Source organism: Thalassococcus profundi (assembly GCF_003344785.1).
Classification (GTDB): Bacteria; Pseudomonadota; Alphaproteobacteria; order Rhodobacterales; family Rhodobacteraceae; genus Puniceibacterium; species Puniceibacterium profundi.
The window spans coordinates 452,543-465,932 of sequence record NZ_QPMK01000003.1 but is presented as its reverse complement, the minus strand read 5'-3'; the positions used below and the strand labels follow the sequence as shown (position 1 = coordinate 465,932).

The following is a 13,390-nucleotide window of genomic DNA, read 5'->3' as shown; positions in this document are numbered from 1 at the left end:
CCTGCCCTTAGGAGCCGCCATGCCGCCCAATGACCACCCCATGTCCATCGCCCTTGTCGGCATCGGCAAGATCGCGCGGGACCAGCACCTGCCCGCCATCGCCGACAGCGACCGCTTCGCCCTCGCCGCAACGGTGAGCGGATCGGGCGGGATCGACGGGGTCGAGAACCATGCCGACATCGCCGCCCTGCTGCACGCACGCCCCGACATCCCGGCTGTGTCGCTCTGCATGCCGCCGGTGCCGCGCTTTGTCGCCGCCCGCGCCGCCATCGCCGCAGGCCGTCACGTGATGCTGGAAAAGCCGCCGGGCGCCTCGGTGACCGAGGTGTTCCGGCTTGAAAGGCTGGCCCGCGCGGCGGGCGTGAGCCTCTTTGCCACCTGGCATTCGCGCATGGCGGCGGGCGTGGCGCCGGCGCGCGCGTGGCTGGCCGGCAAGCGGATCACGCGCCTTCGCATCGACTGGAAGGAAGACGTGCGCAAATGGCACCCCGGGCAGGACTGGATCTGGCAGCCGGGGGGCCTCGGCGTCTTCGATCCTGGCATCAACGCGCTATCGATCCTGACCGAACTCTGCCCCGGCGCGCTGCACGTCGCAGAGGCCGAGCTGACCTTTCCCGCGAACCGAGACACCCCCATCGCCGCCCGCCTGACCTTCACCGACGGTGCCGGCCTAGACGCCACGGCGGATTTCGACTGGCGGCAGGAGGGCGGCGAGATCTGGCAGATCGAGATCGAGACGGACATCGGCGCGCTGAAGCTGACCGAGGGCGGCGCACGGCTTTTCATCGACGGCGCCGAACAGCCCACCGCCGGCTGCGGCGAATACCCGGCTCTCTACCGGCATTTCGCGACGCTGCTCGCAGAAGGCCGACCCGATGTCGACACCGCCCCGCAGCTGCATGTGGCAGATGCCTTTCTGCTGGGGCGTCGCGTCACCGGCGCGCCATTTCACGACTGACCCAAGGGAGCACAGAATGACCGACCTCACCGGACGCCACCTGATCGCCGGACACTGGACCGACGGAGGCGACAGCTTTGCCTCTTCCCCGGTCACCGGCGCCCCCCTGACCGTCTGCAACGGCGGCGCCGCCGAGGTGGACGCCGCGATGGCCACCGCCGAGGAGGCCTTTACCGTCTACGGCTGGACCAGTCGCGATGACCGCGCGGCCTTCCTCGACGCCATCGCCGAGGAGATCGAGGCGCGGGTCGATGCGATCACCGAGGTCGGCATGGCCGAGACCGGCCTGCCCGAGCCGCGCCTGCGCAGCGTGGAGCTGCCGCGCACCGCGAACCAGATCCGGCTGTTTGCCTCCCACATCCGAAAGGGAGACTACCTTGATCGGCGGCACGACACCGCCCTGCCCGACCGCCAGCCGATGCCGCGCCCGGACCTGCGGATAATGCAGCGCCCGGTCGGGCCGGTGGCGGTCTTCGGCGCGTCGAACTTCCCGCTCGCCTTTTCCACCGCCGGGGGCGACACGGCGGCGGCGCTCGCGGCGGGCTGCCCGGTCGTCTACAAGGGCCACCCCGGCCATCCCGGCTGCGGAGAGCTGGTGGCCGCCGCCATTGCCGCGGCCATCGAGCGGACCGGCATGCCGCCCGGCACCTTCGGCTTCATTCAATCCAACACGACAGAGGCCGGGGCCGCGCTGGTCACCCATCCGCTGACCCGTGCCGTGGGCTTCACCGGCTCGTTCCGCGGCGGCAAGGCGCTTTTCGACCTCGCCATGTCCCGCGACGAGCCGATCCCCTTCTTCGGAGAGCTGGGCGCGATCAACCCGGTCTTCGTCTTTCCCGCCGCCCAGGCCGCGCGCGGATCGGACCTCGGCACCGCCTGGGCCGGATCGCTGACCATGGGCGTCGGGCAGTTCTGCACCAACCCCGGCGTGGTGATCCTGCAGGAGGGCGACGGCGCGGAGGCCTTAGTCTCCGCTGCGGAAAAGGCCCTCTCCGAAGTCGCCGCGCAACCGATGCTGACCGACGGCGTGGCACAGGGCTACCGCTCGGGCGTCGCGCGGGTCGCGGGAAGCGATGCGGTGCGCACGCATCTGCGGACCGCGGCAGAGGGGCGCCAGGGCGGCCCGGCGCTGTTCGAAGTCTCGGGCGCGGACTGGCGCGCGCATCCCGAGCTGGCCGAAGAAGTCTTCGGCCCCGCCGGCATCGTCGTGCGTGCCACTGATGCCGACGAGGCGCTGGCCATTGCCCGCGCCTTGCAGGGCCAGCTGACCGCGACGCTGCAGATCGACGACGGCGACACCGAGGCGGCGAAGCCCTTCCTGCCGGTGCTGGAGCGCAAGGCCGGCCGGCTGCTGGTCAACGGCTTTCCCACCGGGGTCGAAGTCGCGGATGCCATGGTGCACGGCGGCCCCTTCCCGGCCTCGACCAATTTCGGCGCGACCAGCGTCGGCACGCTGGCGATCCGGCGGTTCCTGCGGCCGGTCTGCTACCAGAACATGCCCGAGGCGCTGCTGCCCGACGACCTGCGCAAGTGACGGTGCCGCCGTCGCTTGGGGTCGGTGCTGCCATTGCACGCAAAAAACGGTCGCAAAAGCTGCGCCCGGATCGCAGCTGGCGCGGGAACATGTCTCGCACGGCGGCGGGCCACCCCGCGCCGCCGGTCTGACGACAGGACCACCGGCTCACGAAGACATTCGGCCCCGACGCTACCGGTGTTCGGAGCTTTGCCGCCGCCTGAGCGGCCCGGCCCGAAGGCAGAGCCGAGGGATGTCCGGTCCTTCGATCCGCCGGCTCCATCGGCGCGCGACGACGGACGCCCGACCGGCCCTTCCCGTTTCGAACCGTCGTATCGTGCCACCCCACGCCCGCCGATCCGTTCATGGTCTTGACACGTTCGTCACGGCACAAAGTTCATGACGGCCGAAATCATACGGGCCCGCCGCGCAAACCGGCGGGCTCCACCTGGGCGGCCCCATTTTAAGCGCTACCATTCCATCACAACCTCAAAAGGGGCGCAGATTGATCCTTTACGCGATAACCGCCGTCATGTTCCTGGTCATCGATGCCGTCATGCTGACGCTGGTGATGAAACCGCTGTTCACGCGGCATCTTGGCGATGCCATGCGCGACAGCCCGATGCTGGCGCCTGCCGGTCTGTTCTATCTCGCCTACGTGGCAGGCCTGGTCTTTCTCGTCTCGAACCCTGCCTTGCGCGACGCCGCACCGGGACGCGCGGCGCTGCACGGAGCGATCATCGGTGCAATGGCCTACGGCACCTACGAGTTCACCTCCATGTCGATCATGAAGGCCTGGTCCTGGCAGATGGTCACCGCAGACACGCTCTGGGGCGCGGTGCTGACAGGCTTTTGTGCCTGGGCCGGCGTCGTGTTGATGTTGCGCCTGCAGAGCTGAGACCGGAACCGCGCGGTCAGGCCGGAAGCGCAGCCGACGGCCCGGATTGGCCCGGCGTTCGACAGGCGCGTCTGCGGTACCGATGCCTTGGCATGGTGGGTGATGAGAGACTCGAACTCCCGACATCTTCGGTGTAAACGAAGCGCTCTACCAACTGAGCTAATCACCCGCTGACGCGCGGTCTAAGCCGGGCACCGGGCGGAATCAAGTGCCTTCGACAGGGTCTCCTGACGATCCTGTCGGCACCCAGCGTTGCGGCCCCGGACCCTGGCGGGACAGGCTGTCGTTGCGGTTGTAGAGCGGGCAGCTCTCCAGCGACAGACAGCCGCAGCCCATGCAGTGATCCAGCTGGTCGCGCAGCTTGGTCAAAAGCGCGATGCGGTGGTCGATCTCTTCGCGCCAGAGCGCCGAGACATCGGCCCAGTCGCGTTTACCGACCGCCGCGCCCTTGGGCAGACGGTCCAGCAATTCACGCACCTGCGCCAGAGGGATGCCCAGGCTTTGCGCCACGCGGATCACCGAGACGCGGCGCAGTTCGCGCCGGTCGTAGCGACGGTGGTTGGCCTCTGTGCGCCAGCTCTGGATCAGTCCCTCGGCCTCGTAATAATGCAAGGTGGACACCGCGACACCGGCGCGGCGCGCCATCTCTCCGACGCTGAGATCGGACGGAACGGGTTTGGCGGATTTGCCGGACATGGCGCTTGACCTCAAGTGAACTTGAGGAAGCAGGATAGGCGCATCAGCCGATTCTGCAAGGAGACAGCCCATGGCCGCACATGACCTCGACCCGCTTTTCCCGCCCCGCCCCCGCAGGCGCCTCTGGCATCGGTTGACGCTCTGGCTGGCACGCCGCCGTCAGGAAAGACGGATGGAGATGCTGCGCCGCGACCCGGCGCTGGCCCGCGACCTTGGCCTCACGCCCGGCCCTGCGCCGCGCATTCCGGACTGGAGGGCGAGATGGTGAACCTGTTGCGCGCGATCGCCCGGATTTACGCGCCGACCGAAGCCTGCGGGCCGCTGTGCCGGCAGGTCGCGGAGGAAGTGGCATCGATGCGCCACCGGGCCGATGTCGTCACGCTGGCACGCGCCAATGGCTGTCGGACTTCGTGACGTTGCGCAGGCGCGAACATGTGGACAGAAGAGGCCCCTTCGGCACGAGAGGCCTTTTCAGGGACACTGGGACGCGCACCGGCAGGAGGAAATGGTGGGTGATAAGAGATTCGAACTCCTGACATCTTCGATGTGAACGAAGCGCTCTACCACTGAGCTAATCACCCGTGGGCCGCGTCTTAGCGTTACTCGGCGGCCTGCGCAAGAGGGTCCGGCCCATCATTCGTGGCCTTGTCGTTCTGGCGCAGGCGGAGGGTCAGGACGGAGCCTTGAGAGATCTTCTTCTGCTTCTTCACCATGACCTTGCCCATCGGCGCGAGGTTCAGGTCACGGCCTTCGGACAGGGCGTCGCCAAGGATGGCAAGGGCCGCTTCGACCGCCGGTTTGGCGTCGCGCTTCTTGACTCCGGACCGGGCCACGACAGCGTCGACAAGGTCCTTCTTCTTCATCTCCGGCAGGGCGACGCTGGGCGGTTCGGGTTGCGTCACCACCGGGGCCGCCGCCTCTGTCAGCCGCTCCGCGGCCTTCGCCGGGGCCGCCGTGGCCTTGGCTGTGGTCGTGCGGGTGGACGGGGTGCGCGGCTTGCGCGTCGACGTCGTCGTCATGGCCTGTCTCTCTTTCTCGTCTTCTGACGTTGGTTTGGTCCGAGCTGCTCTGCCCTTGGCTCAACCATACGAAAATTGCGTGTGCAAATCCAGTGTCGCAACAAGAGGGCCGGCCCGCGAACCTGTCCCACCTTTGCCCTGCACGCAAGAATAGTGTAGTCTGTCGGCGTTTGAAGAACGATTGTTTCGGCCGATTTTCCGGTCACGTTGATCATCAATTACCCCTGAAAATGATTGGAACTGCCATGAAATCGACCATTCTGACCAGTATCCTTTGCATGAGCCTTGGTGCTGCCGCCTTTGCCGACAGCATCGCAAACACCCGGATGAGCGCCGAAGAGCTACGCGCAGACCTGATGGGCCGGGCCACCGCCGCCGCGCCGAGCCGTGTCCCTGTGGTGTCCACCAGGGTCAGCGAACAGCAGCAATCCGCCACGGGCGGGATCATCATTCCACTGCTGATGCTGGCGCTGGTCGCCGCCGCCGTTGCGTCCGGCGGCGGGGACGGTGGCGGCGGCGGTCGTCACATGTCTTACGACTGACCCTTCGGGCGGGCGCTGACCAAGACGAAAAACGCCGCCGGAACGGTGGCTCCGGCGGCGTCTTTATTTCATGTCAGCGACAGGCGTGCCTGTCAGAGCGTCAGTGCGCGATGGCGCTTGGCACCGTGTCGCCCTTTTCGCGTTGCGCCTGTGCGGCGGCCTCTTCGGCTTCCTCGTCCCAGTCGATGCCGACCGGTTCGTCGATCAGCGCGATCTTGAGCACTTCGGAGACATGCTCGACCGCCATGATCTCCAGACCTTCCTTCACGTTGTCGGGGATCTCGGCCAGGTCCTTTTCATTCTCTTTCGGAATGAGAACCGTCTTGATCCCGCCACGCAGGGCGGCCAGCAGCTTTTCCTTGAGCCCGCCGATGGCGCTGGCGTTGCCGCGCAGCGTCACCTCGCCGGTCATGGCGATGTCCTTGCGGACCGGGATGCCGGTCAGCACCGACACGATGGCCGTGACCATGGCAAGGCCGGCCGACGGGCCGTCCTTGGGCGTCGCACCATCGGGCACGTGCACGTGGATGTCCCACTTTTCGAACCGCGGCGGTTTCACCCCGATCGAGGGCGAGATCGACCGCACGTAGCTCGAGGCCGCGTCGATGCTTTCCTTCATCACGTCGCCCAGTGTGCCGGTGGTCTTCATCCGGCCCTTGCCCGGCAGGCGCAGAGCCTCGATGTGCAGAAGGTCACCGCCGACCGAGGTATAGGCCAGCCCGGTCACGACGCCGATCTGGTGATCGTCCTCGGCCAGGCCGTACCGATACTTGCGCACGCCCAGGTAGTCGGGCAGCACCTCCGGCGTGATGACGACCTTTTTCTCCGCACCGCGGACGATCTTGGTCACAGCCTTGCGCGCCAGCTTGGCCAGTTCGCGTTCGAGGTTCCGCACGCCCGCCTCACGGGTGTAGTAGCGGATCACGTCGGTGAGACCCTCGTCGGTGACCTCGAATTCACCCTTCTTGAGACCGTGGTTCTTCACGACCTTCTCGATCAGGTGGCGTTTGGCGATCTCTGCCTTTTCGTCCTCGGTGTAGCCCGACAGCGGGATGATCTCCATACGGTCCAGAAGCGGCCCCGGCATGTTGTAGGAGTTCGCCGTGGTCAGGAACATCACGTTGCTGAGGTCGTATTCCACCTCGAGGTAGTGATCGACGAAAGTGCCGTTCTGCTCCGGGTCGAGCACTTCGAGCATGGCCGACGCCGGGTCGCCGCGGAAATCCTGGCCCATCTTGTCGATCTCGTCGAGCAGGATCAGCGGGTTCGTGGTCTTGGCCTTTTTCAGCGCCTGGATGATCTTGCCAGGCATGGAGCCGATGTAGGTCCGGCGGTGCCCGCGAATTTCGCTCTCGTCACGCACGCCGCCCAGCGAGATCCGGATGAATTCGCGTCCCGTGGCCTTGGCGACCGACTTGCCCAGCGAGGTCTTGCCGACGCCCGGAGGGCCGACGAGGCACATGATCGGGCCTTTCAGCTTTTTCGAGCGCTGCTGCACCGCCAGATATTCGACGATCCGTTCCTTCACCTTTTCAAGGCTGTAGTGATCGTCGTCGAGGATCTTCTGCGCCCGGCCCAGGTCCTTCTTGACGCGGCTCTTCACGCCCCACGGGATGCCCAGCATCCAGTCGAGGTAGTTGCGCACGACCGTGGCCTCGGCGCTCATCGGCGACATGTTCTTGAGCTTCTTGATCTCGGCATCGGCCTTTTCACGGGCCTCTTTCGACAGCTTGGTCTCGGAGATTTTCCGCTCCAGTTCGGCCACTTCGTTCTGGCCGTCCTCGCCGTCGCCCAGCTCCTTCTGAATGGCCTTCATCTGCTCATTCAGGTAGTATTCGCGCTGGGTGCGCTCCATCTGGCTCTTGACGCGGGTCTTGATCTTCTTCTCGACCTGCAGCACGGACATCTCGCCCTGCATCAGGCCATAGACCTTCTCCAGCCGTTCGGAAATCGACAGCGTTTCCAGAAGCTCCTGCTTCTGGTTCACCTCGATGCCGAGGTGCCCGGAGACGAGGTCGGCGAGCTTCGCCGGTTCGGTGGTCTCCGAGACCGCCGACAGGGCCTCGTCGGGGATGTTCTTCTTGATTTTCGAATAGCGTTCGAATTCCTCGGCCACGGTCTTGACCAGCGCCGTGATCGACGCCTCATCTCCCGGCATCTCGGTCAGGTATTCGGCCGCAGCTTCGAAATAGTCGTCGTTGTCGAGGTATTCGGTGATGCGCACGCGCGCCTGCCCTTCCACCAGCACCTTCACGGTGCCGTCGGGCAGCTTCAACAGTTGCAGCACGTTGGCCAGCACGCCGGCCTTGTAGATGCCATCGCTCTTGGGATCGTCCTCGGACGGGTCGACCTGGCTTGACAGCAGGATCTGCTTGTCGTCGGCCATCACCTCTTCCAGTGCGCGGACGGATTTGTCCCGGCCCACGAACAGCGGCACGATCATGTGCGGGAAGACCACGATATCGCGCAGCGGCAGCACCGGGTATGAGGTATTGAGGGGCTTTTTCATGCTCGTTTCCTTGGTTCTTGGCAGGATGGCACCGGCCCCGCTTTGCGGCAGCCCCGGCCATCCCCGGTCTGGACCTTAAAGGTGGGGTGCGGATGTGCATTTTCAAGCGCGCGCCACCCCCGGCCTGACGCAGCATGACCGGGCCGCGGGACGGGTGCAAGCCTTAGTCGCGGCGATTTGTCGGCAAGCGGCCGATCCGGCCCCGCGGCATGGAAACGCGGCCCTGCAAGAGGCCGCGTTTCGGTTTCGGAAGTGTTCGGCTCTGGGGGTGCGGCCCGGGCCGTCAGCCGGCCTTCCTGGACTGCACCTCTTCGAGGAAGGGATAATCGGTATAGCCCTCCTCGCCCCCGCCGTAAAACGTATCGGGATCCGGGTCGTTAAGCGGCGCGTTCTGTTCCAGCCGTTCGGCAAGGTCCGGGTTGGCGAGATAGGGCACGCCGAAGGCCACGAGGTCCACATGCCCGTCGGTGACGTGCTTGATCGCAAGGTCCCGGTCATAGCCGTTGTTGGCCATGTAGGCCGCGCCCGATGCACGCTTCAGCGCGTCTAAGTCCACATCCTCGGGCCATTCGCGCGGTCCGCCGGTCTGGCCTTCGATCATGTGCATGTAGGCCAGGTTGTATTTGCCCAGCCGCGTCGCGACGTGGCGCGCCAGCGCCGCCGGATCGCTGTCGGTCGCGCCGTTGGCGCCCGAGAACGGCGAGAGCCGGATGCCCACATGGCCGGAATCCCAGACCTCGAGGATCTTGTCCAGCACCTCGAAGGTCAGGCGCGAGCGGTTTTCGAGCGACCCGCCGTAGTCGTCCCGGCGCTGGTTCGGCCCGTCCTTGAGGAATTGGTCCAGCAGGTAGCCATTGGCCGCGTGCAGCTCGACCCCGTCGAACCCGGCGTCCTTGGCATGCTGTGCGGCCAGGCGGAATTCCTCGAGCAGGCGCGGGATTTCGGACAGCTCCAGCGCCCGCGGTTCGGAGGTATCGACCATCTTCTCGCCGTCGAACGTCTGCACCCCGGCGGCGATGGGCGACGGGCCGACGGGCTTCTGGCCGCCCTTCTGCAGAGAGGTGTGCGACACGCGGCCGACGTGCCAGAGCTGCAGCACCATCTTGCCGCCCTTGGCATGCACGGCCTCGGTCACGCGGGTCCAGCCTTCGAGCTGCGCCGGGCTGTAGATCCCGGGGGTGAAGGCATAGCCCTTGCCTTCGGGGCTGATCTGCGTCGCCTCCGAGATGATCAGCCCGGCGCCGGCGCGCTGGCTGTAGTACTTGACGTGGATGTCATAGGGCGCGTCATCCTCGTGGCGCGCGCGGTTGCGGGTGAGTGGCGCCATGACGATGCGGTTCTTGAGCGCCAGCTTGCCTGCGATGAACGGGGTAAAGAGGATATCGGTCATCTTTGCGGTCCTTGTTTTTCCGAAGCCATTTCAACGGCAACGCCGCAACACGCGGCAGAGGTCCGCGGTCACGCAGATGTGCGCGGCATGCCGCAGAGACCGCGACCGGAACCGCTCCACGAAATGGCCTCAGTCGCGCTGCCCTGCGGGCGTATTCTCGCCCGACTGCCGGGCGATCCTGAGGTTAACAAAGTTCCGCGAGCAGAAAGACCATCGCCATGATCCGCAGAGACCGCCGCCAGACCTGCCTGCCCCGCTACCGCTCCCGCCCGGCGGACACCGCCGAAGCCTTTGCCCGCGATACCGTGGAACGGTTGCTGGCGGCGATGACGCGCCACGGCAGCTTTGCAGATGCGGTGCAGGGCGCTCCGGGCTTCGACAGCAATGTGCTGCCCGACGGCATTCGGCTGGTATCGCACCGGGCGCAGATGACCGGCGCGGTGCTGGCGCGCGACACCGCGGGGCTGTCCTTTGCCGGGCTGACGGCGGAGCGGCTGGCGCATGACGTGATGGACCCGGTGCTGCGCGATCTGTTCGGCGAGGCTGCGCACTGGCGCGGCATGGGGGCGCTGTTGACCGGGATGCTGGAGACCCCGCGCCTGTTGCTGCGCTTCGAATGCGAAACGGCGCTGGTCGATCCGCTGTTCGGCGGCGATGCGCTGCGCGGCGGCGCGCTGATCCTGCAAACCGCGCCGCAGCACGCGCCGCTGCACTGATACCAAGGTCAGGACCCATTACTCCTGCACCGTCAGTTTGGCAGATTTTCTGTCCTGCAACGAGCGATGCTGCCGGAATAGTGGTTCTATTTCAAAGCATTGAGAGGCAGCAGGGCGGGAAATCCGCCAAATCCTTCGGACGCCTCGAAATGCACGCTTTTAGCCGCTCGGTCCGCTTGCCAAGGCAGCCAGCCTTCCCGGCGCGTGCCAAACATCTGAAATCGCGCATTTCGAGGCGCTGACGGCGCAGGAGTAATGGATCCTGACCCTAAAGCGGGTCGATATCGCCCGCCGCCCGGCCCGCGTGAAAGGCCGCTTCCCAATCCGCGAACGTTCCGGCGGCGATGGCGTCGCGGATGCCCTGCATGATCTCCTGGAAGTAATGCAGGTTGTGCCAGGTCAGCAGCATGCCCGAGATCATCTCGTGGCTGCGGAAGACATGGTGCAGATAGGCGCGGGAATAATCGCGGCAGGCCGGACAGGTGCAGGCCTCGTCAAGAGGCCGCGGATCGTCCTGGTGGCGGGCGTTCTTGATGTTGACGACGCCATGCCGGGTAAACGCCTGCCCGGTGCGGCCCGACCGCGACGGCAGCACGCAATCCATCATGTCGACGCCGCGCTTCACCGCCCCCACGATATCGTCGGGCTTGCCCACGCCCATAAGGTAGCGCGGCTTGTCCGCCGGCAGCATCTCCGGCGCGTAGTCCAGCACCCCGAACATCGCCTCCTGCCCCTCGCCCACCGCAAGCCCGCCGATGGCATAGCCGTCGAAACCGATTCCCGTCAGCGCCCTGGCGCTTTCGGCGCGCAGTTCCTCGGTCACGCCGCCCTGCTGGATCCCGAAGAGCATGTGGCCCGGCCGGTCGCCGAAGGCCAGCTTGGATCGCTCCGCCCACCGCATCGACAGGCGCATGGAGTCTGCCACGGCTTCGTCGGTCGCAGGCAGCGCCGGGCATTCGTCGAAACACATGACGATGTCCGAGCCCAGCAGCCGCTGGATCTCCATCGACCGCTCGGGCGTGATCTCGTGCTTCGACCCGTCGATGTGGCTCTTGAAGGTCACCCCATGCTCGGTGAGCTTGCGCAGGTCCGCGAGGCTCATCACCTGGAAGCCGCCCGAGTCGGTCAGGATCGGCCGATCCCAGTTCATGAACTTGTGCAGCCCGCCCAGCCGGTGCACCCGCTCTGCCGTGGGCCGCAGCATCAGGTGGTAGGTGTTGCCCAGCAGGATATCGGCCCCGGTGGCGCGCACCGATCCGGGCAGCATCGCCTTGACCGTCCCGGCAGTGCCCACGGGCATGAAGGCGGGCGTGCGGATGTCGCCGCGCGGGGTCGAGATGACGCCGGTGCGGGCGCGGCCATCGGTGGCGTGCAGGGTAAAGGATGTGCTCATGCCGACCCTTTAGGCCCTGCATGCGCGCCAGACAAGCGCCGCGCGCCGCCGGTCCGCGGGCGCGGTGCGGCCCGTGCGTCTTAACCTGCGCGTCACACCTCCCCGTTAGGTGATCTTGCGAGCCTGCGGCCCGCTTGGTAGGGCTGCGGCCTGTTTTGGAAGGATCCGCCATGAACGACGACGCACCGATGCCCGACCTGATCCGCTTCGGCTGGGAGGAATGGGTGTCGCTGCCTGACCTCGGCCTTCCCGCGCTCAAGGCCAAGGTCGATACCGGCGCCCGGACCTCTGCGCTGCATGCCTATGACATCGAAACCTTCGGCCCCGCCAACGCTCCCAAGGTACGGTTCACAATCCACCCCGTGCCCGGACGCGACGACCTCATCATCCCCTGCTCCGCCCGGATCGTCGACCGGCGCACCGTGACCTCGTCCAATGGCGAGAGCGAACAGCGCTATGTCATCGCCTCGACCCTGCGGGTGGGCGACGACAGCTGGCGGATCGAACTGACGCTGACCAACCGCGACCGGATGAACAGCCGGATGCTGCTGGGGCGAGAGGCGCTCAAGGATCATATCTCCATCGTCGCCACCGACCGGTTCTGCCAGCCCGAGCTCAGCTACGACGTCTATTCCAGCAAGCAGGTGCGCACCGCCGCCCCCAACCGGTCGTTGCGCATCGCCGTGCTCAGCCGCGAGGACAACTATTCCACCCGCCGACTGGTCGAAGAAGGCGAAAAGCGCGGCCACACGGTCGAGGTGATCGACACCACGCGCTGCTACATGGCGATCAACGCCATGGCGCCCGAGGTGCATTACGACGGCGCCCGCCTGCCCCGCTACGACGCGGTGATCCCGCGCATCGGCAGCAGCGTCACCGCCTACGGTACCGCCGTGATCCGGCAGTTCGAAACCATCGGCACCCATTGCATCAACGGCTCCGAAGGCATCACCGCCAGCCGCGACAAGCTGCATGCGCACCAGCTGATGGCGCGGCACAAGATCGGTATGCCCAACACCGCCTTCGCCTCCTCGCCCAAGGACACGGATTCGCTGATGCGGCTGGTGGGCACCGCGCCGCTGATCGTGAAACTGCTGGAATCCACCCAAGGAAAGGGCGTGGTGCTGGCCGAGACCAAGAAGGCGGCGCAATCGGTGATCGACGCCTTCCGCGGCCTGCGGGCGAATTTCCTGGTGCAGGATTTCGTCAAGGAAGCCGCCGGAGAGGACATCCGCTGCCTTGTCGTCGGCGGAAAGGTCGTCGCCTCGATGAAGCGCACCGGGGCGGAGGGCGATTTCCGGTCGAACCTTCACCGCGGCGGATCAGCCAAGGTGGTGCGCATCTCGAAGGAAGAGCGCGACACCGCGATCCGCGCCGCCAAGGCGTTCAAGCTGAACCTCGCGGGCGTCGACCTTCTGCGCTCCGAAGCCGGACCGAAGGTGCTCGAGGTAAACTCGAGCCCCGGCCTTGAAGGAATTGAAACCGCGTCGAAAAAGAACATCGCGGGCCTACTTTACGATCACATCGAAACCAACGTCCGCCCCGCCCCGGTGCGGCGGCGCAAGCTGGGCTGATCTTCCGGCGCTCAGCGCGCGCGCGCCAGCCAACGGCGCAGGTATTGCCAACGCTCGCGGCGTCGTGTCGCGCGGATCTTGAGGTCCGCGGCTTCGCGCAGCGCGCGTTCGTGCTCGTAGCTTGTCAGCATGTGCGGGTCTTGCGGCCTGGGCGTGTCGGTGCGTGGCAGGATCATCTCGTC

Annotated in this window: 14 protein-coding genes and 2 tRNA genes; 8 read left to right on the top strand and 8 right to left on the bottom strand. The window is 66.3% G+C overall.

Annotated elements, in window-relative coordinates; translation table 11 throughout:
• The first annotated feature begins 19 nt into the window (after positions 1 to 19).
• The 3 genes from DU478_RS06460 (at position 20) to DU478_RS06450 (ending at position 3,369) form a co-directional block, all read left to right on the top strand.
• A complete protein-coding gene (locus DU478_RS06460) occupies positions 20 to 958 on the top strand; it encodes a Gfo/Idh/MocA family protein (protein ID WP_233501137.1) in 939 nt (312 codons plus the stop codon).
• 16 nt (positions 959 to 974) lie between these two features.
• A complete protein-coding gene (locus tag DU478_RS06455) occupies positions 975 to 2,492 on the top strand; it encodes an aldehyde dehydrogenase (NADP(+)) (protein WP_114510109.1) in 1,518 nt (505 codons plus the stop codon).
• A 484-nt stretch (positions 2,493 to 2,976) separates the two neighbouring features.
• Complete coding sequence (locus tag DU478_RS06450; protein WP_114510108.1) at positions 2,977 to 3,369, top strand: DUF2177 family protein; 393 nt, start codon at positions 2,977 to 2,979, stop codon at positions 3,367 to 3,369.
• A gap of 93 nt (positions 3,370 to 3,462) precedes the next feature.
• Here DU478_RS06450 and DU478_RS06445 read toward each other — a convergent pair.
• Together DU478_RS06445 and soxR are read right to left on the bottom strand one after the other, a co-directional pair.
• Positions 3,463 to 3,538: transfer RNA gene (locus DU478_RS06445), tRNA-Val, on the bottom strand.
• Between the two features lie 35 nt (positions 3,539 to 3,573).
• Positions 3,574 to 4,065, bottom strand: a complete 492-nt coding sequence (soxR, locus tag DU478_RS06440; protein ID WP_233501136.1) for a redox-sensitive transcriptional activator SoxR — start codon at positions 4,063 to 4,065, stop codon at positions 3,574 to 3,576.
• A 70-nt stretch (positions 4,066 to 4,135) separates the two neighbouring features.
• On the opposite strand from soxR, the gene DU478_RS06435 reads away from it, so the two are divergent.
• Together DU478_RS06435 and DU478_RS22855 are read left to right on the top strand one after the other, a co-directional pair.
• The gene (locus tag DU478_RS06435; protein WP_114510107.1) at positions 4,136 to 4,333 is read left to right on the top strand and encodes a hypothetical protein; all 198 of its coding nucleotides are present in this window, start codon (positions 4,136 to 4,138) and stop codon (positions 4,331 to 4,333) included.
• On the top strand, positions 4,327 to 4,479 hold the full coding sequence (locus tag DU478_RS22855; RefSeq protein WP_158545752.1) for a hypothetical protein: 153 nt from the start codon (positions 4,327 to 4,329) through the stop codon (positions 4,477 to 4,479). Before DU478_RS06435 ends, DU478_RS22855 begins: the two co-directional genes overlap by 7 nt.
• Positions 4,480 to 4,571: 92 nt before the next feature.
• Here DU478_RS22855 and DU478_RS06430 read toward each other — a convergent pair.
• Positions 4,572 to 4,646: transfer RNA gene (locus DU478_RS06430), tRNA-Val, on the bottom strand.
• Between the two features lie 18 nt (positions 4,647 to 4,664).
• Positions 4,665 to 5,084: an HU family DNA-binding protein gene (locus DU478_RS23285; RefSeq protein ID WP_233501135.1), complete on the bottom strand. Its 420-nt coding sequence runs from the start codon at positions 5,082 to 5,084 to the stop codon at positions 4,665 to 4,667.
• Between the two features lie 245 nt (positions 5,085 to 5,329).
• On the opposite strand from DU478_RS23285, the gene DU478_RS06420 reads away from it, so the two are divergent.
• On the top strand, positions 5,330 to 5,626 hold the full coding sequence (locus DU478_RS06420) for a hypothetical protein (RefSeq protein WP_114510106.1): 297 nt from the start codon (positions 5,330 to 5,332) through the stop codon (positions 5,624 to 5,626).
• 100 nt (positions 5,627 to 5,726) lie between these two features.
• Here DU478_RS06420 and lon read toward each other — a convergent pair whose 3' ends face one another.
• Complete coding sequence (gene lon, locus DU478_RS06415) at positions 5,727 to 8,135, bottom strand: endopeptidase La (RefSeq protein WP_114510105.1); 2,409 nt, start codon at positions 8,133 to 8,135, stop codon at positions 5,727 to 5,729.
• Between the two features lie 283 nt (positions 8,136 to 8,418).
• Positions 8,419 to 9,525 (bottom strand): alkene reductase, encoded by a 1,107-nt coding sequence (locus DU478_RS06410; RefSeq protein WP_114510104.1) that lies wholly within the window; start codon positions 9,523 to 9,525, stop codon positions 8,419 to 8,421.
• 218 nt (positions 9,526 to 9,743) lie between these two features.
• Here DU478_RS06410 and DU478_RS06405 point away from each other — a divergent pair, with 218 nt between their 5' ends.
• Entirely contained in the window at positions 9,744 to 10,241 is a 498-nt protein-coding gene (locus DU478_RS06405) for a hypothetical protein (RefSeq protein ID WP_114510103.1), read from the top strand.
• Positions 10,242 to 10,509: 268 nt separating this feature from the next.
• On the opposite strand, the gene tgt is transcribed toward DU478_RS06405, so the two are convergent.
• A complete protein-coding gene (gene tgt / locus DU478_RS06400) occupies positions 10,510 to 11,634 on the bottom strand; it encodes a tRNA guanosine(34) transglycosylase Tgt (protein WP_114510102.1) in 1,125 nt (374 codons plus the stop codon).
• Positions 11,635 to 11,804: 170 nt separating this feature from the next.
• On the opposite strand from tgt, the gene rimK reads away from it, so the two are divergent.
• Positions 11,805 to 13,208: a 30S ribosomal protein S6--L-glutamate ligase gene (rimK, locus tag DU478_RS06395; protein WP_114510101.1), complete on the top strand. Its 1,404-nt coding sequence runs from the start codon at positions 11,805 to 11,807 to the stop codon at positions 13,206 to 13,208.
• Between the two features lie 11 nt (positions 13,209 to 13,219).
• On the opposite strand, the gene DU478_RS22850 is transcribed toward rimK, so the two are convergent.
• On the bottom strand, positions 13,220 to 13,384 hold the full coding sequence (locus DU478_RS22850; protein ID WP_158545751.1) for a hypothetical protein: 165 nt from the start codon (positions 13,382 to 13,384) through the stop codon (positions 13,220 to 13,222).
• Between the last annotated feature and the right edge of the window lie 6 nt (positions 13,385 to 13,390).